Genomic DNA, 15,435 nt, shown 5'->3' on the forward strand with positions numbered 1-15,435 from the left:
ATTTCACACGTCTTCCCTCCCAGCCGACTCCATTTCCTTCCAGACTCCATGAAAAAGCTCCGCGAAACCGGGCAAGTCCCTCGCATACAGCGGGGGTGTATTGCGGATTTCCTCCGGAACGGTAAATATTTTACGTATTCTTCCCGGGTTCCGCTGCAGCAGAATCACCCTGCTGCTGACGGCGATTGCCTCTGACAGATCATGGGTAACCAGAACCGCCGTGGTTCCGCGGCGGCGCAGTGTCTCCGATACCAGATCCTCGAGCTGCAGCTTGATCTGATAATCAAGCGCAGAGAACGGCTCATCCAGCAACAGCAGCCCCGGGTCGGTGGCCAGTGTCCGTACCAGTGCCACACGCTGGCGCATGCCGCCGGACAGCTGTGACGGATAGGCTTGCTCCTTGCCCTCCAGCCCCATATCCTTCAGCAGCTCCAGCGTCTTTTGACGTGTGTTTTCGTTCAGATTTCCGGTGAGCTCCAGTCCAAGTAGCGCGTTGTCCAGGATCGTCCGCCATGGAAAAAGGTAATCTTGCTGGAGCATATACCCTACCTCCGGGGAGGGTCCCTTGAGACTATGTCCGTTAACGAACACTTTGCCGCGGGATGGACTGAGCAGCCCGGCAATGATCGACAGCAGTGTCGTCTTGCCGCAGCCGCTAGGCCCGACGAGACTGACGAACTCCCCTTGTTCAACACTGAGGCTGAGGTCCTCAATGGCCAGAGAAGCCTCGCGGTCACCCAGATAGGCATGCGTCACTTCCTCCAATTGCACTACTGGCAGCATATCAGCCCCTCCTAACCCTTAATCAATTTGACGAAGACAACGCCTACTTGACGTTGTCTTTCGCTTTTTCCGCAAAGCTGTTGTTCACAATTTTCTCCGCCGGAACCCGCTCTTTCAGCTCTCCGGCATTATCCATCACATCCAGCAGATTGTTCCACTCTTCGTTGTCCACGACCGGATCCACGGCATAGGTGTCCTGCTCTTTATAGCGCTTGATCGCGGAGATCACAATCTCACGCTCCGTTTTATCAAAATACGGAAGTACCGCATCGGCAATCTCTTCCGGACTATGCTCTTTCACCCATAGCTGTGCACGCTGGATTGCATTGGTAAATTTTTGCATTGTATCAGTATTTTTTTTGATATAACTCCCCTTGGACATAAAAGCCGTATAAGGAAGATAACCGCTCTCCACCCCAAAGGATGCCACCACCTGGCCCCGGTCTTCACTCTCAAAAATGGAAGCCTGCGGCTCAAACAGCTGTACATAATCACCTGTCCCGGAGGCGAAGGCACCGGCAATATTGGCGAAGTCGATATTTTGAATCAGCGTGAGATCCTTTTCGGCATCAATCCCTTTGTTAAACAAAGTAAAGGCACCCGCCATTTGCGGCATTCCCCCTTTTCTTTGTCCGAGGAAGGTCGACCCCTTTACTTTATCCCAGTTAAAGTCCGCATCCGGTTTGCGGGCGAACAGGAATGTACCGTCCCGCTGGGTCAGCTGGGCAAAAGTGATAACGGGATCATCCGCTCCCTGCTGATAGACGTAAATTGAAGTTTCTGGACCAACAAGCGCCACGTCAATGGCTCCTGAGAGCAGTGCAGTCATTGTTTTGTCACCGCCGGGTATGGTCTGAAGCTCAACATCCAGCCCTTCTTCCTTGAAGAAGTTCTGGGATAATGCCACATATTCGGGCGCATAAAAGACGGATCGGGTGACTTCGCCGATCTTCACTTTTACCGCAGCCGAGTCTCCGCCGCAGCCGGCGAGCACTGAAAAACACAAGGCGAGAATCATGAGCGACAGCGACAGCTTTTTCTTGTTTTTCATTCTTCATTCTCCTTTCTTCCCGGGTCTTTTGCCCTTGCTTGCAGCATATGCGAATGCCTACGAAAAGGTTAAAGAGTATGTGTAGTATCGTTTGCGCTTCATTATAGAACTTCAAAGTGAAAGAACTGGCGAATATTTCGGTTCCTTGTATGAAATTATTTTAATGAAAGTACGATTTTCCGCATAAACACGAGATATCAGAAGAATACAAACAATAATCAATGATATATCACTATAAATCTTCATAAATCGCTTAATTCGTTAATTTTTCGTTTGTGCAAACGTTTTACCAAAATCATGCATTCGACTAAGATATCAATAAAGCGCTTATCACATCAACATACTAATGAAGCTATTTATTGGAGGGGTCCGCAACAGATGCAGCGCCAGCCTTTAACCTTGACTAACCGCCGCATGATGTGCACTTTGGCCATCGCAGGCATAACTGCTGCCCTGCTTGCCGGATGCTCTGACAACAACAGTACAAGCGCCGTCCAGCCTACCGCTTCTACGGCACCAGAACTTTCACTCGCGGCGCGTATATCGTAGGGGAGGTATGGGAGAATTCAGCTGTTTCCGTAGGGGCCTATCTGGATCAAGCATTTGATTCGGGGTTTAATTTCGGCCTGGCCGAAGCAGTGCTGAATTCTGCCAATTCAGAAAAAGACAGTGGGATTGCCTTTACTCTGGAGCGAACTTATAAGCTATATTCGCAGATTTCAGGGGGAGCCTTTACAGATGCCACTTTCCTGAATAATCATGATAAGAACAGAGTTATGAGCCAGCTTGCGAACAATCCGGATCATGCCAGAATGGCCGCCGCTATTCTGCTGACCTTACCGGGCAACCCGTTTATTTATTATGGGGAAGAGATAGGAATGCTTGGAGTGAAGCCCGATGAAGGCCTCCGTGAGCCTATGAAATGGACTGCCGATGGTCAAGGAGATGGCCAGACCACCACTTGGGAGCAGGCGAAGAATAACGCCGCTAATTCCGGTGCTGATGTGGAGAGTCAGCTGCAGAACAGAGGTTCTCTGCTGGAGCATTACCGTCAGCTTATTTCCTTGCGCAATGAAGTACCTGCACTGAGAGACGGTGGAATTCGCGAATATTCTTCCGGAAACAGTGGCATTATGGCCTTCGAACGGATCACTGCCGGAAAGCAGGTATTGGTGGTTCACAATTTAACTGACGGGACACAGAACATTCCGCTACATCCCGGCACGAACACCGTTACTTATTCTTCTATACTCAAGACGCTCCGGGGAGAAGCGGGTCTGGCGGACAGCATGCTTACACTGCCTGCTTATTCCACAATCATTCTGGAGTAAACACTGGAGATGTTTGCTGTACCCACTCATAGAGAGCAGAGCATATCTGCGCTTTCGTAACTGGAATGGCAACCATCCAGTCCTCCGCGGCTTCGCAGCTCATACGCAGCAGCCAGCCGCTGGAAGTATCTTCAATAAAAAAGGCATGCTGAAGCTTACACTCCTCTTTACTGCGTGAACACAGCTTAAGCTCTCCTTCAGCCGTTTTGTTCTTCATGACCTTCGCAAGCTGTGCGGATTGCAGCAAATCCCCTGTTTCCGCTGTCAGACATTCTGCCAAAAAACACAAGCTGTAGGTTGCGGCGCTTTCCTTTAGCTCCTCATATCTCCGTCTGGACAGATGCAGACACGGTACATCCTCTACGCTAAACTCTTCAGGCTCAAAGCAATTAAACAGATAATAACAAGCGCGCTGCACCTTCTGTGGATCGCTCAGTCTATAGACGAAGGAATCTGAGGGCTCAATGCCTGCGATCAATGTTATATCCTTATGTACCTGCAGGCAGATATCCTGCACTTGATCACCTTCACAGTATTTTAACCGGCATATTCGGTCCGCGGATGCTGCCATTTGCATCAGATCCGAAATTTCCTTCCCCGCTGGCTTATCTGGGAACAGAAAATTAGCTAAATATACCTTATCCTTTTTATTCACATTGATATATCCTTCCCGGATCCCGCTAACATTGGAATCACACTGCAATAAAAAAAGTCCCAAACTATAAAACTTGTAATCTTTATGTTATCATAAGCTAATTTTAAGGTAAAATTAAGAAACGAGGGGTATGATCTATATCATGAAATACTTGTAGCGAGGTGATTTCAAAATGAGAATGCTCATCACATTTCAGAACAAGCTTGTACCTGTGTACTTCACTACAGAAAACAAACAGCCCACCCAGAAGGTTATCCGGTTGCTGAACAGCACACTGGAGCTAAAAATCCAGAAGGGCAAAAGTGCGCTGCAGAAATGCTTAAATTCTCTGATTAGTATCGAAATTAAAGGCTCTGAAGCTATATTGCACAGTTATAGTGAAAATGATTCATTGGCGCTATCCCTCTATTAATTAGAGGGGTAGTTTTTTTGTGCAGAAAAAAAGCACACCCCTTCATTAAGATGGGATGTGCTCTGCTCGCTCTATATGTTGGCCGGGTATCTGTACTTCAGCGGCATATCTTCAACTAATCCGGTGATTTCTGTTCTCTTCCTTTTCTGCCTTCTGAATCCGCAGTTTGAACAACTTCACTAAGTTGCGACGAGTCTGCTCTTCGTGACAGTTGTCCAGTTTTTTAATGATAAAACGGTCGATGGACATGTCAATCGCTCCTTCTTCAATAAGTTGTATTGCCAACCTGAGGTGAGGAAATCATTTCCTTTAATCCTTGTAACACCTATATAACCGGGTCCTGTATTCCTTAAACTTTGCCCAAAAATGAAAAAAAAGCTGAGTCAAAGCGGTTTCACTACATATTGATGTTCTGCCAAAAAAACAATTCGTCCATTAAGAGATGTAGTAGCCCTGCAAAGAAAAGGCCTTTGCTGTCGAGCAAATAAAAATTTGTTTCGACTGTTATTTACAAACTAAATATTAAATGCTATATTATTGATAGTAAGTATTAAATATATATCTAAGGAGAAATCATAATGTCTAATGTACTTTTCATCAAAGCCAATAACCGCCCTGCAGATCAATCCGTAAGCGTTCAGCTTTACAACGAATTCCTGGCAAGCTACAAGGAGTCCCACCCGCAAGACGAAATCACTGAACTGGATTTGTTCGCAGAGCAACTTCCATATTATGACAACACACTGATTACCGGTGTTTATAAAGCTGCTCAAGGCTACGAAGCTACTCCTGAAGAAGCTGCCGGCGCTGCACTGGTTAAGAAATACCTGAATCAGTTCCTTGCCGCTGACAAGGTAGTATTTGCTTTCCCGCTCTGGAACATGACTGTTCCGGCTGTACTTCATACTTACATCGACTACCTGAACCAGGCAGGCACCACATTCAAATACACTGCTGAAGGTCCAGTTGGATTGCTGACTGACAAAAAAGCTGCTGTACTCAATGCCAGAGGCGGCATCTATTCCGAAGGACCGGCAGCAAGCGCTGAAATGGCTGTTAACTTCATCATGGGCAACCTGAACTTCTGGGGCTTCAAAGATACTACTCAAGTGATTATTGAAGGCCACAACCAGAACCCTGCACAATCCGCAGAAATCATCGCGAGCGGTTTGCAACTGGCCAAGACTGCTGCTGCATCGTTCTAAGAACACACCAGTATTAAAGGTCCGGTTCTAAAGATAGACATCCGCACTTTAATTAGGTATATGCATTGCAATTAGCCGGACTTTTATTTATATATAGCAAGGGCGCAGCTTCTCTGGAGCTGCGCCTTTGCGTTACAAGAGGGTCTCCTTACAGCCATTCTAAGGCTTCAAGGGACCCTCTTGTTCAGGTTACTGTTGCTTAATTATACTGTTCCTCAATATTCCTCCAGCTCCCGGCGCCAGCCGGAATTTCTGGAACGGGAAGGCGCTGCCTTGGTCGCAGCGGCTGCTGTTTTCCGCTTCTGCTTCACCTCTTTGCTGCTCTGGTATAGCAGCTCCTTCTGGGTTTTGCGGTAATTCAGCAGCCGTTTCTCTTCCAGCGCACCGTTTGATACTGCCGCAAGAACTGCGCAGCCCTCTTCGCGTTCATGTCTGCAATCGCTAAAACGGCAATCTGCTGCCAGACTGCTGATATCCCCGAATGCGAGATCAAGTCCGCCTTCATCCTCCCACAGCTGCAGCTCGCGCATTCCCGGGGTATCGACAATGATACCGCCGTCCGGGAGGATGAACAGTTCCCGGTGAGTGGTTGTGTGCCGCCCCCGGCTATCCCCTTCCCTGACATCCTGGGTGAGCTGCAGGGTTGCTCCGCTAAGCCAGTTAACCAGCGTTGACTTCCCGCAGCCCGAGGAGCCGGTCAGGGCCACTGTCTGACCGCTGCCAATATAGGGCAGCAGTTTATCCCGCCCGTCTCCGAGCAAGGCGCTGACTGCGTACACGGCCACTCCGGGTGCTGCCCGCTCCATCTCTGCAATTTTGCTCTCTGCATCATCACACAAATCCGCTTTGGTCAGCAGGATTACCGGGTTTGCCCCGCTGTTCCAGGCCATGATCAAATATCTTTCCATCCGCCGGACATTAAAATCGTCATTTAACGCACTGACAAGGAATAAAGTGTCTACGTTGGAGGCCACAATCTGTTCCTCATTTGTATTTCCCGCCACCTTCCGCGAGATCACACTTTGCCGGGGCAGCACGCCATGAATAACGGCATGTTCTCCACCATCCATCATCGCCAGCGACACCCAGTCACCGATTGCCGGATAATCCCCGGAATCGGTTAAGGTATGTCTGAGCCTGCCTGCCAGCTCACCCCAGGTTTCTCCCGTTTCCGTCATAACCCTGTACTTGCTGCCGAAATCGCCGACAATTCTGCCGGGTACAAATGTTTTGTTTTCCAGACTTTGATGCAGTTCGTTCCACTTGTTCATCCAGGTTTCATTCCAGCCATATTGTACTATTGTCATCTAAATCCTCCTGATTGTTTAGTTCGTACACTCCCGGCCCGGCTTCGAAAGAAGCCGGCGGCGGAAATAAATCACTTCGTTTCTTCTGACTAACGTGTATTACGGGAACACAAAAAGCCGCCGGAATCCTCAATCCGGCGGCGGACTTCACAGAAACTCTCCCCTGCACTATGGCAAGGGACAATTTCTGTGAAGTCAAGATCAGAGCATGCTATTCCTCCCCCAAAGAGGAGAACCAGCACATTTCTGAGCGTGAATCCGGTATGCACGAATACAATAACCGTATCCGTACTTACCGATCCACGCAAAAAAGCCGCCGGAACACATACGGTTCCCGGCGGCTCTAAAAGGCATCGTAGAGCTTACCCGCAAAGCTGCGTGTTACTTACACTGCAGCTGCTGTTCCCGGAAGACACGTATCCACAACAGTTGTTACCAATCGCGCAATTGCAATATAAACTGTCATATAACATCGTCTCCTTCCGAACTAATATGCTGTAATAATAAACTTGCCGGCAGCATATTGTCAACAGCAAAGCTAAAGAATCCCCTTCAACTCATCAAGCTCATGGATGGTTTTCCATGGATGCACATCCAGCTTGTCATCCCATTCATGATTACGCTTCAGCCAGATTGTTTCCATACCTGTCTTGCCTGCACCCCAGATATCGTTCACCGGATGATCGCCGATGAACAGCGTCTGTTCCGCTGTTGTGCCCAGACGCTCCAGTGCAAGACGGTAAATAGCCGGATCCGGCTTGCTGATTCCGGCTTCGCCGGAAATGACTATCGTCTTAAAGAAGCCGCGCAGTCCAAGAAGATCGATTTTGCCATATTGGATCTGTTTCTTGCCGTTCGTAACCAGACCAAGAATATACCCCTGCTCCCGGCAGTAGTTCAAAATATCTTCGGCGTACTTCATAAGCGCTCCGTGCCCGGTGTAGGTCTCATCATAATAGGCCCGGATGTCCGCAGCCGACACAGCCTTCTCCCATGGCAGCACCTCGCTGAGCTCGGCAAAAAAACCGTCCTTGTCCCGGTACCCGTCGGCATCACGCACAATAATATCCTCAACTACCCGCCGTGCTTCTTCCGGCTGCAAATGCCCGAGGAAATCACTTACAAATTGTTCGCTGAAACTGCGGAAGGTTGAATCACGGTCCATGAGCGTGTTATCCAGATCAAACAGAAGTGCTTGTACTTTGTTCATGCAATAATTCTCCTAATCTATGAATTCTTCCGGAACGTGTTACCAGAAATTCATTGTACTATGCCAGCATGAACAAAGAAAAGACCGTTCTGCTGACAGGCGCCTCAGTGCCCCTCAACTGAACAGTCTTCCTCGTGTTAAGTGTAAATCGTTCATTCATTCAAAATGCTCCGGCCGATGGGTCAGCATCATCTCTTCCTCCGTGATGTACAGGGGAAATGGCGGTGTTTCTTTCAGATAACGTTCAGTGTGCAGCAGGCGGTAATGAACCTCCGGCAGCCAGGTGTCCTCAAGCAGCGGCAGCTTGCCTGTGTCGTTGATATAATTATCCACAGCCGACTGAACCATATCAATATAATAAGGCACCATCTTGTCAGCTTCCTCAAAAATTTCGAACGTTTCCCGCGACATGTAAAACTTCTGATGAGGCACTCCGCCCAAATATCTCTTGAGCCGGATAAGGTCAATGCTCTTATCCTCCAGAATCAGTGCGGTACGGTTGATCGGAGCAGGCATATCTTCTTCAAATTGCCTAACAGCTTGCTTGATCTGCGGCAAAGTAACAGTGAGATGAACGGGAGGTGTATTTTTTTTCGCGCGTTTGAATATCATACTGAAAGTCTCCTTTCGAAGTATATGTCAGATAACGCTTACAATTCCAGTTTATTCGTTATTCGGACATTTAATCAGTCGAACCTTCAATTGTCACAAAAAATCCCCATATATTAGATCATTATTTGACATTTTCCCAGTGAGTCCACATCTCCGGCGGGTTAAGCTCGTATTTGTCATTTTCCCGGTACATAAACTGGTGCATGATGAACTCCCGGCGGATCGTGGCATAATCCTCATGGAATGGTTTGATAAACTCGTTGATTTCTTTTTCCGTATACACCACACCGGGTTCAAGCTTCTCAACCATATATTGCAGTGCGATCAGCTTCTTCTTGTATTGTGCGGGAATCTGGCGCAGCCGGCCGTCTTTGGCAAAAAAGTTGCGCAGCACTGAGTCCTTCAGACTCTTTTCTGTAGATAACTCGTCCATATCTTCTGCCCCCTTGGCAAAAATAAATTTAAGCGATGCCTCTGAACCGGCCTTGATAAACTCGGGGTTCAGCGAAAAGTAAACCGTATTCTTGTCTCTGCGCTCCTTGATCATTGCGGCCTCACGGAGCTTGGCGGCATGATGTGTTACGGTAGGCTGTGATAAATTAAGTTTCTCCGCCAGCGCCTGTCCGTGCACCTCCCCCTTGGACAGCAGCAGCAGCATGCGCAGGCGTGTCGGGTCGGATAAAGCTTTATGGTAATTCACAATTTTCTCCAGCTGCATCGGGGTCACTCTCCTATAACATTTGCAAGCAATTTTTACGATTAAACTATGTTTAGATATATATCTAATTATACTCTAATCCAATCTCCAGAGCAATAACGATTAGCTGAATATGCTGCACAGATAGCAAAAACATTAAATATAAGGTACGATTTAGAGAAAAGAAAGTATACACCAGGAGGTTGCCATCCATATGAAAGACGTCATTATTATCGGGGCAGGCCCGTGCGGGCTTTCGGCCGCAATGGAATGCCAGCGCCAAGGGCTGTCCAGCCTGATTATTGAAAAAAACTTTATTGTCCACTCCATTTATCTGTATCCGACCAGCATGCAGTTCTTCAGTACAACCTCTTTATTGGAGATTGGCGATGTGCCTTTTACCTCACCCAATGACAAGCCTTACCGCCATGAAGCACTCGTCTATTACCGCCGCGCCGCCGAGCAGCATGGACTCGATATTGCCGCTTACGAAGAAGCGCTCTCAGTCGAACGTCTGGAGGACGGAAGTTTCGCTGTACATACGATCACTAAACGGGGGGAACAGCTAACCCATGCAGCCTCAAACGTGGTGATCTCCACTGGTTACTTCGACCAGCCCAATATGATCGGCATCCCCGGGGAGGAGCTCCCTAAGGTCACGCACTATTTCGGTGAAGCCCATCCCTATACGGGGATGAAGGTTACTGTCATCGGCGGCAGCAATTCTGCTGTGGATGCGGCACTTGAGTTAATGCGGGTGGGCGCTTCCGTAGATATGGTCTACCGGGGAGCCAGCATTTCGCAGAACATCAAACCGTGGGTACGGCCTATCTTTGAAAGCATGGTAGCTAAAGAAAAGATAACGCTCCATCTGGAATCACGGGTAACCGAAATTACACCTGGTTCAGTCATTGTTACTAAATCAAACGGTGAGACGCTTGAACTCGACAATGATTTTGTACTCGCCTTAACCGGCTTCCGCCCCAGCAGGACACTTTTGTCTTCCGCAGGGGCAATAATGGACGACGAACAGGATAAACCTGCCTATAACCCGTCCACGATGGAAACTAACATCCAGGGACTTTATGTAGCCGGTGTTATCGCCTCCGGACGCAATGCCAATGAGGTATTCATCGAAACCGGCCGGGGCCACGGGAAGCTGATTGCAGATCACATCATTTCAAAACGGCTTACTTAGGATAAGGAGTGTTTCGTTACGATGGATATCACCTCGCTCCTCCTGCTGGGCCTCGCAGCCCTCGGCATTATCAGCAGCAATACGCCGGTAACGATCGCAATGGTTGTGCTGCTGCTGCTGAGGGTGCTTGGACTGCAGCAGGCTTTTCCGTGGCTCGAAAAGTATGGCCTGACTGTCGGGATCATCATCCTCACCATCGGCGTGATGACTCCGCTGGCGAGCGGTAAAATATCGCTGCAAATGATCTGGCATTCGTTTTACCACTGGAAATCGCTGCTTGCCATTGGGATCGGTATCCTTGTTGCCTATTTGGGTGGGCGTGGAGCAGTGCTTATGGGCAGCCAGCCTACGATCGTTGCCGGCCTGCTGATCGGCACGGTTATCGGTGTCGCTTTTTTCAAAGGCGTACCCGTAGGTCCGCTGATCGCGGCAGGTATCCTCTCCCTGCTGATTGGACGTGGATAATGGTTTAAAGATGGAGACAGGCAGGCCACTCTGCTCACTATGAGCGGAGTGGCCTGCCTGTTTGGTATGTCGGGATGCGGATGAAGCTTATAAACCTGTTCCCTCAACCCGGTATTTTTCCTCGAGTTCTGAGCGGTAATGGGGGTCATAGCGAATGAGCTTGGGAAGTGAGCAATCGACCATTCCGCTGTCGCTGCCGTCCGGATGAGTGCTCGTTGGCTCAGTTAGGGCCTGTTCTTTGACTCTTCTAATGACCTCCTCGTCTATTTCTACCGTTTCCTCATCCACACTTTCTGCATCAACAATGCTAAGCGGGACGAGCACTGTTTTACAGATCTCCATGCCACAGTGATCTATGAATGACACATGAATGCTCAAGCTGACTAAGCCGCAATCCATAGGCTGGATTGTATAGATCCCTAATAAAAGGTCATTTGGTATTTCGGGCTGCTCAATAATGACTCTGCCACTGGTATCCTGTGGATAGCCCTTTGCTTTCCCGTCCCAATGGATCCCTGATGGAAGCTGCAGTTCAAGTACCGCTTGCTTCCCTCCGCCAAGTGGCTCCAAATGGACCCAGAGGTGATTCATTCCCTCTTCATTCTCCAGCACAGACTTTGCAAGACGCACCTCGATCGTGATTGCCGCTCCAGTCATGGGGTGTTGCCTCCCTTCAGCAGCCGGTTCACCGTTTCAACCAGCTCGGACTTTAGTTCTGCAGATATGCGCGGACTAACCATAAGCATCACATCTTCATTAATGACTAGGGTCTCATTGCGGAAAATATGCTCCGTTTGGTAGAAACGCAGACGATCGCCAATCTTAGCCACTTCCTCCTCAGGCAATCCCGCAAGCTTCTCTTGAATATCTGCCAGACTCTCCCCGCTTTTGGACAAGGTGAGGATCGCCCGCAAATATTCCAGATGCCGGTCGGTATAGACCCGTTTGTTGCCGGATAATTCCAGCGGTGGCAGAAGCCCGATTTGCGTATAGTACCGTATCGTTCTTAGATTCATATCCGGCTCTTCTCTCTGAAGAAGTTCGGCAAGCTGTTTGCCGGTATAGGTATTCATCCAACCATCCTCCCGTTCGCAAAAATGATTTAAACTTCCGACATCAGTTACACTTCACTGTTATAGTTACAGTATACTGTAACTTAAATTCAAATGCAAAGAAAAAGCGGTTCCCGAAGGAACCGCATAGCAGTAAACACTATTCAAGCATCCAGCCGTTGTACATTGAACAGCCGGGCGTAACTTCCGTCAAGCGCCATAAGCCCTTCGTGGGTCCCCCGCTCGGTGATCTCTCCATTCTCCAGCACAACAATCTGGTCTGCATGGGTAATCGTGGACAGTCTGTGGGCGACAATCAGCGTTGTGCGCTCGGATGAAAGCGACTGGAGCGCCTGCTGGATCAGATGCTCCGATTCCAGGTCCAGTGCCGAGGTAGCCTCGTCAAGAATAAGCACCTTCGGGTCCTTGAGAAATACCCGCGCAATCGCCACGCGCTGTTTCTGGCCTCCCGACAGCTTCACCCCCCGCTCTCCTACCTCAGTATCATAGCCATCAGGAAGCTGCATGATGAAATCATGCGCGTTAGCCGCCTGTGCTGCGGAGACAATTTCCGCCTCACCAGCCGCCGGATTGCCGAAGAGAATATTCTCGCGCACCGAACCGCTGAACAGGAAATTATCCTGCAGTACCATGCCGACAGTCCGCCGCAGACTCTCCTGCGTCAGCCCCCGGATATCATGCCCGTCCATTCGCAGATTGCCTTCACTGATATCATAGAACCGCGGGATCAGACTGATTAGAGAGGACTTTCCCCCGCCGCTCATCCCTACAAAGGCCACCGTCTGTCCGGGGTTTATCCGCAGATTAATATCCTTCAGCACATATTCGTTCTCATCGCCATATTTGAACCATACCTGATCGAACTCTATATCTCCTGTCGGATTGTTCAGCGGCTTTGCTCCAGGCTGATCGACGATATCGTAAGGTTCGTCCAATAGCTCCATGACCCGCTCCAGCGATGCGGAGGCCTGAGTCAACACGGTGGAGGAATTAATCAGCCGCCGCAGCGGGGCATACATCCGGTCCAGGTAACCGAAGAAGGCAACAAAGGTACCCAGCGTCAGATTGCCGTGTATCACCTGATATCCCCCATAACCGATCACAAGCAGCGGGGCGATGTCCGTTAAGGTATTGATAATAGCAAAAGTAACGGCGTTCCAGCGCGTTTGGGCCATCGCCTTTTCCAGAAACTTGCCGTTGATAGCCTCAAATTGCTTCTGGTCCACCCGCTCCATCGTGAAGCTGCGGATAATCGCAATGCCCTGAATCCGCTCATGCAAATAGCCTTGAATCGCTGCCAGCGCCTGGGAACGGTCCTTGGTCAGCAGCTTGAGCCGCTTATAAAGTGTGTTCACGGCAATGCCGTACAGCGGCAGGATGGCTATGGATACGAGCGCCAGCACCGGATTGAGGTAGAACATGAAACCTAGTGCAAAGACGAGCGTGAACATATCCAGCCAGACGTTCATCATCCCGACTTCCACGAGATTCTTTGACTGCTCCACATCATTGATGAATCTGGATATGGCCTCGCCTACCTTTGTATTCTGATAGTAACGCAGTGACAGGCGCTGCAAGTGGCTGTACAGCTTGTTGCGCATGTCGAACAGCACTTTGCTTGTGATCAGCTGTGCAAAATACTGACGGAAATACTCAACAGGACCTCTGACAATGACAAACAGGAATAATGCGCCTCCGAGGATATACATCAGTTTCGAGACGCGTTCCGCGACAGTCAGTACGGAGTTGCTCAGAAGATCATCCACCACATATTTCAGAATCAGCGGCAGTGTTAGCGGAATGCTAAATTTGATCATGCCGATAATCAGCGTCAGCACAATCCATTTCATATAAGGCCGGACAAAAACAAAATAAGATTTCCATTGTTTCACAGATGGTTACGCCCTTTCTCTTCACCTTGTTGACTGGGTACTGTTGACATTTGCGCTCCACAGTGTTTTTATATTTTTAAGTCCATAAGTACGATTGCAGTACCTGAACTTCAGGAGGATAACGATGTCTAGACAATTTGTGACAGAAGCGGTCATGATGGCAATTTATGGCCAGCTTCTCATCCCGCAAAGCCCTGTAGAATATATAGTGCCCTATACAACCATCATGGAATTGTATGAACTGCGGGACAGTGACGAGCCGTTAATGAACCGGGCGGATGATGATCAGCACGTCAAATTGAAGATCCGTGAACTGATCGCCTATTTCGAGGAACCGCTCAATTCCAAGAAGATCAACCGCTGTCTGGCTGTTCCATGGGCCAAGAGCTCCGGCATTCTGCTCGGAGGGCAGGCACAGATCACCATCATCAACAGCATTGATAATGCTACATACGGAGAGCTGTTTGATCCGATCGAAACCGAGCTGCTGCTCTCTTCCCAGCGTGAGAAAGTACCGATTCTGACCGACCAGTTCGAGCTTATTCAGCGCATCATCGAAGGCGGAGTCCCCGTCCAGGTGTATGACATTGATGACTTTGATTTCGCTATGGAGGAAGAGACCTTCCGCAGCTCGCCCTAATGACGTTTTAGGATTTATAGGCCCAACCTTATAGATTCTTGTATCCGTAAATTCTCTTTCTGAAAAAGCCCCTGCCTTTTGGCAAGGGCTTTTTCAGATAGTAACCTGTGCTGTAGCATAACCAGTCTGCACTGGGTAGAATTACTGCTGCACTCCACCGGCCACCGGCAGTAACTCATACTGGTAGTCGATATCATCCTCAGCCTCCACATAGACAATGGATAGGCTGTATCCCTCCATATACCACAAGTCCTGCTCTTCCATATAAAAAATCAGGTCTCCCTGCTCAGTCTGCACAGCAGGACGTCCCGGCAGTTCGGTGGCGATTCCCAGTGAAAACCCTGGATGCAGTCCTCCTCCTGAACTGTAACGGGGAAATAACCGGATATGCGCCCCTGTCTGCAGATCTAATTCCCGCTTAAACCAGGCGGCGGCTTCTGGGCTGATTACCATCTTCATGTCTTTTAGCTCCTCCCGTTTCTTCTTATCATACTGAAAAAAAGTCCTCATTCCAAATTATCGCAACGTATTTTATCATACTGCTAATTCGAAATTTGTTCAAAATTATATTTGACAATTCTTAACGGCGGATGATAAACTCTGAACATAACGAAGCGTCTTCAAGTTATTACCAAAACTAAGGAAAGGGTGAGCGCGGTGTTTAACCTTGTTAAAGTTGATTTTTATACTATTGTCGGCAACTGTACACAACTGAATACCAAAGCAGCCCAAGTAGTGGAAAGCACCTGAAGAATCATGTATGTAACGCGTACATCTTGATTTCAGGTTATGCAAGTCTCTTCCATGTCTCTGTGCTGTCTTAGCACCGTGGACATGATAACTGCTGTATATCACAGGCATATCATCCGTTTTCGGATGATATGCCTTTTTGTATGCTGTTAAG

19 protein-coding genes are annotated in these 15,435 nt (G+C 48.8%); 7 read left to right on the forward strand and 12 right to left on the reverse strand.

Going from position 1 to position 15,435, the window contains the following annotated elements; genetic code table 11:
- Nucleotides 1-3 precede the first annotated feature (3 nt).
- Both H70357_RS19700 and H70357_RS19705 read right to left on the reverse strand, forming a co-directional pair.
- A complete protein-coding gene (locus H70357_RS19700; RefSeq protein ID WP_038593043.1) occupies nucleotides 4-783 on the reverse strand; it encodes an ABC transporter ATP-binding protein in 780 nt (259 codons plus the stop codon).
- A 43-nt stretch (nucleotides 784-826) separates the two neighbouring features.
- On the reverse strand, nucleotides 827-1,834 hold the full coding sequence (locus H70357_RS19705; RefSeq protein WP_038593046.1) for an ABC transporter substrate-binding protein: 1,008 nt from the start codon (nucleotides 1,832-1,834) through the stop codon (nucleotides 827-829).
- A gap of 378 nt (nucleotides 1,835-2,212) precedes the next feature.
- Between H70357_RS19705 and H70357_RS35960 the strand changes: the two genes are divergently transcribed.
- Together H70357_RS35960 and H70357_RS19710 are read left to right on the forward strand one after the other, a co-directional pair.
- Nucleotides 2,213-2,383: a hypothetical protein gene (locus tag H70357_RS35960; protein ID WP_156130904.1), complete on the forward strand. Its 171-nt coding sequence runs from the start codon at nucleotides 2,213-2,215 to the stop codon at nucleotides 2,381-2,383.
- Nucleotides 2,377-3,165, forward strand: a complete 789-nt coding sequence (locus H70357_RS19710; RefSeq protein ID WP_442950477.1) for an alpha-amylase family glycosyl hydrolase — start codon at nucleotides 2,377-2,379, stop codon at nucleotides 3,163-3,165. Before H70357_RS35960 ends, H70357_RS19710 begins: the two co-directional genes overlap by 7 nt.
- Here the strand turns inward: H70357_RS19710 and H70357_RS19715 are convergent.
- Nucleotides 3,152-3,820 carry a hypothetical protein gene (locus H70357_RS19715; protein ID WP_144024245.1) on the reverse strand — a complete coding sequence of 223 codons (669 nt, stop codon included), beginning with the start codon at nucleotides 3,818-3,820 and terminating at the stop codon, nucleotides 3,152-3,154. The two genes, H70357_RS19710 and H70357_RS19715, sit on opposite strands and share 14 nt — an antisense overlap.
- Before the next feature lie 172 nt (nucleotides 3,821-3,992).
- Here H70357_RS19715 and H70357_RS19720 point away from each other — a divergent pair, with 172 nt between their 5' ends.
- Nucleotides 3,993-4,232 carry a hypothetical protein gene (locus H70357_RS19720; RefSeq protein WP_038593052.1) on the forward strand — a complete coding sequence of 80 codons (240 nt, stop codon included), beginning with the start codon at nucleotides 3,993-3,995 and terminating at the stop codon, nucleotides 4,230-4,232.
- A gap of 111 nt (nucleotides 4,233-4,343) precedes the next feature.
- Here the strand turns inward: H70357_RS19720 and H70357_RS36350 are convergent, their stop codons facing one another.
- Nucleotides 4,344-4,481 carry a hypothetical protein gene (locus tag H70357_RS36350; RefSeq protein WP_179091687.1) on the reverse strand — a complete coding sequence of 46 codons (138 nt, stop codon included), beginning with the start codon at nucleotides 4,479-4,481 and terminating at the stop codon, nucleotides 4,344-4,346.
- A gap of 329 nt (nucleotides 4,482-4,810) precedes the next feature.
- Between H70357_RS36350 and H70357_RS19725 the strand changes: the two genes are divergently transcribed.
- Nucleotides 4,811-5,437, forward strand: coding sequence for an FMN-dependent NADH-azoreductase (locus H70357_RS19725; RefSeq protein WP_038593055.1), 627 nt, complete (start codon nucleotides 4,811-4,813; stop codon nucleotides 5,435-5,437).
- A gap of 215 nt (nucleotides 5,438-5,652) precedes the next feature.
- Here the strand turns inward: H70357_RS19725 and rsgA are convergent, their stop codons facing one another.
- From rsgA to H70357_RS19745, 4 genes are all read right to left on the reverse strand, one after another.
- The gene (gene rsgA, locus H70357_RS19730; protein WP_038593058.1) at nucleotides 5,653-6,744 is read right to left on the reverse strand and encodes a ribosome small subunit-dependent GTPase A; all 1,092 of its coding nucleotides are present in this window, start codon (nucleotides 6,742-6,744) and stop codon (nucleotides 5,653-5,655) included.
- Between the two features lie 538 nt (nucleotides 6,745-7,282).
- A complete protein-coding gene (locus H70357_RS19735; protein WP_038593061.1) occupies nucleotides 7,283-7,954 on the reverse strand; it encodes an HAD family hydrolase in 672 nt (223 codons plus the stop codon).
- A gap of 156 nt (nucleotides 7,955-8,110) precedes the next feature.
- Nucleotides 8,111-8,566 carry a DUF3939 domain-containing protein gene (locus H70357_RS19740; protein ID WP_038593064.1) on the reverse strand — a complete coding sequence of 152 codons (456 nt, stop codon included), beginning with the start codon at nucleotides 8,564-8,566 and terminating at the stop codon, nucleotides 8,111-8,113.
- 121 nt (nucleotides 8,567-8,687) lie between these two features.
- The gene (locus tag H70357_RS19745) at nucleotides 8,688-9,284 is read right to left on the reverse strand and encodes a DUF2087 domain-containing protein (protein ID WP_038593067.1); all 597 of its coding nucleotides are present in this window, start codon (nucleotides 9,282-9,284) and stop codon (nucleotides 8,688-8,690) included.
- Between the two features lie 193 nt (nucleotides 9,285-9,477).
- Between H70357_RS19745 and H70357_RS19750 the strand changes: the two genes are divergently transcribed.
- Entirely contained in the window at nucleotides 9,478-10,461 is a 984-nt protein-coding gene (locus H70357_RS19750; RefSeq protein WP_038593070.1) for a YpdA family putative bacillithiol disulfide reductase, read from the forward strand.
- A gap of 21 nt (nucleotides 10,462-10,482) precedes the next feature.
- Nucleotides 10,483-10,926: a DUF441 domain-containing protein gene (locus H70357_RS19755; RefSeq protein ID WP_038593073.1), complete on the forward strand. Its 444-nt coding sequence runs from the start codon at nucleotides 10,483-10,485 to the stop codon at nucleotides 10,924-10,926.
- An 87-nt stretch (nucleotides 10,927-11,013) separates the two neighbouring features.
- On the opposite strand, the gene H70357_RS19760 is transcribed toward H70357_RS19755, so the two are convergent.
- The 3 genes from H70357_RS19760 to H70357_RS19770 form a co-directional block, all read right to left on the reverse strand.
- Complete coding sequence (locus H70357_RS19760; RefSeq protein ID WP_038593076.1) at nucleotides 11,014-11,583, reverse strand: hypothetical protein; 570 nt, start codon at nucleotides 11,581-11,583, stop codon at nucleotides 11,014-11,016.
- On the reverse strand, nucleotides 11,580-11,999 hold the full coding sequence (locus H70357_RS19765; RefSeq protein ID WP_038593079.1) for a MerR family transcriptional regulator: 420 nt from the start codon (nucleotides 11,997-11,999) through the stop codon (nucleotides 11,580-11,582). Before H70357_RS19765 ends, H70357_RS19760 begins: the two co-directional genes overlap by 4 nt.
- A 143-nt stretch (nucleotides 12,000-12,142) precedes the next feature.
- Nucleotides 12,143-13,891: an ABC transporter ATP-binding protein gene (locus H70357_RS19770; protein WP_038593082.1), complete on the reverse strand. Its 1,749-nt coding sequence runs from the start codon at nucleotides 13,889-13,891 to the stop codon at nucleotides 12,143-12,145.
- Between the two features lie 124 nt (nucleotides 13,892-14,015).
- Here H70357_RS19770 and H70357_RS19775 point away from each other — a divergent pair, with 124 nt between their 5' ends.
- Complete coding sequence (locus H70357_RS19775; RefSeq protein ID WP_038593085.1) at nucleotides 14,016-14,531, forward strand: hypothetical protein; 516 nt, start codon at nucleotides 14,016-14,018, stop codon at nucleotides 14,529-14,531.
- A 141-nt stretch (nucleotides 14,532-14,672) separates the two neighbouring features.
- On the opposite strand, the gene H70357_RS19780 is transcribed toward H70357_RS19775, so the two are convergent.
- Complete coding sequence (locus H70357_RS19780; RefSeq protein WP_038593088.1) at nucleotides 14,673-14,990, reverse strand: HesB/YadR/YfhF family protein; 318 nt, start codon at nucleotides 14,988-14,990, stop codon at nucleotides 14,673-14,675.
- Nucleotides 14,991-15,435: the final 445 nt, after the last annotated feature.

The sequence above is a fragment of the Paenibacillus sp. FSL H7-0357 genome (assembly GCF_000758525.1).
Taxonomy (GTDB): domain Bacteria; phylum Bacillota; class Bacilli; order Paenibacillales; family Paenibacillaceae; genus Paenibacillus_AQ.

Bases quoted from the DNA above. Each gene is read 5' to 3' on its own strand.
- H70357_RS19700 (WP_038593043.1), bottom strand. From the start codon at position 783: ATGCTGCCAGTAGTGCAATTGGAGGAAGTGACGCATGCCTATCTGGGT.
- H70357_RS19705 (WP_038593046.1), bottom strand. From the start codon at position 1,834: ATGAAAAACAAGAAAAAGCTGTCGCTGTCGCTCATGATTCTCGCCTTG.
- H70357_RS35960 (WP_156130904.1), top strand. From the start codon at position 2,213: ATGCAGCGCCAGCCTTTAACCTTGACTAACCGCCGCATGATGTGCACT.
- H70357_RS19720 (WP_038593052.1), top strand. From the start codon at position 3,993: ATGAGAATGCTCATCACATTTCAGAACAAGCTTGTACCTGTGTACTTC.
- H70357_RS36350 (WP_179091687.1), bottom strand. From the start codon at position 4,481: ATGTCCATCGACCGTTTTATCATTAAAAAACTGGACAACTGTCACGAA.
- H70357_RS19725 (WP_038593055.1), top strand. From the start codon at position 4,811: ATGTCTAATGTACTTTTCATCAAAGCCAATAACCGCCCTGCAGATCAA.
- rsgA (WP_038593058.1), bottom strand. From the start codon at position 6,744: ATGACAATAGTACAATATGGCTGGAATGAAACCTGGATGAACAAGTGG.
- H70357_RS19735 (WP_038593061.1), bottom strand. From the start codon at position 7,954: ATGAACAAAGTACAAGCACTTCTGTTTGATCTGGATAACACGCTCATG.
- H70357_RS19740 (WP_038593064.1), bottom strand. From the start codon at position 8,566: ATGATATTCAAACGCGCGAAAAAAAATACACCTCCCGTTCATCTCACT.
- H70357_RS19745 (WP_038593067.1), bottom strand. From the start codon at position 9,284: ATGCAGCTGGAGAAAATTGTGAATTACCATAAAGCTTTATCCGACCCG.
- H70357_RS19750 (WP_038593070.1), top strand. From the start codon at position 9,478: ATGAAAGACGTCATTATTATCGGGGCAGGCCCGTGCGGGCTTTCGGCC.
- H70357_RS19755 (WP_038593073.1), top strand. From the start codon at position 10,483: ATGGATATCACCTCGCTCCTCCTGCTGGGCCTCGCAGCCCTCGGCATT.
- H70357_RS19760 (WP_038593076.1), bottom strand. From the start codon at position 11,583: ATGACTGGAGCGGCAATCACGATCGAGGTGCGTCTTGCAAAGTCTGTG.
- H70357_RS19765 (WP_038593079.1), bottom strand. From the start codon at position 11,999: ATGAATACCTATACCGGCAAACAGCTTGCCGAACTTCTTCAGAGAGAA.
- H70357_RS19775 (WP_038593085.1), top strand. From the start codon at position 14,016: ATGTCTAGACAATTTGTGACAGAAGCGGTCATGATGGCAATTTATGGC.
- H70357_RS19780 (WP_038593088.1), bottom strand. From the start codon at position 14,990: ATGAAGATGGTAATCAGCCCAGAAGCCGCCGCCTGGTTTAAGCGGGAA.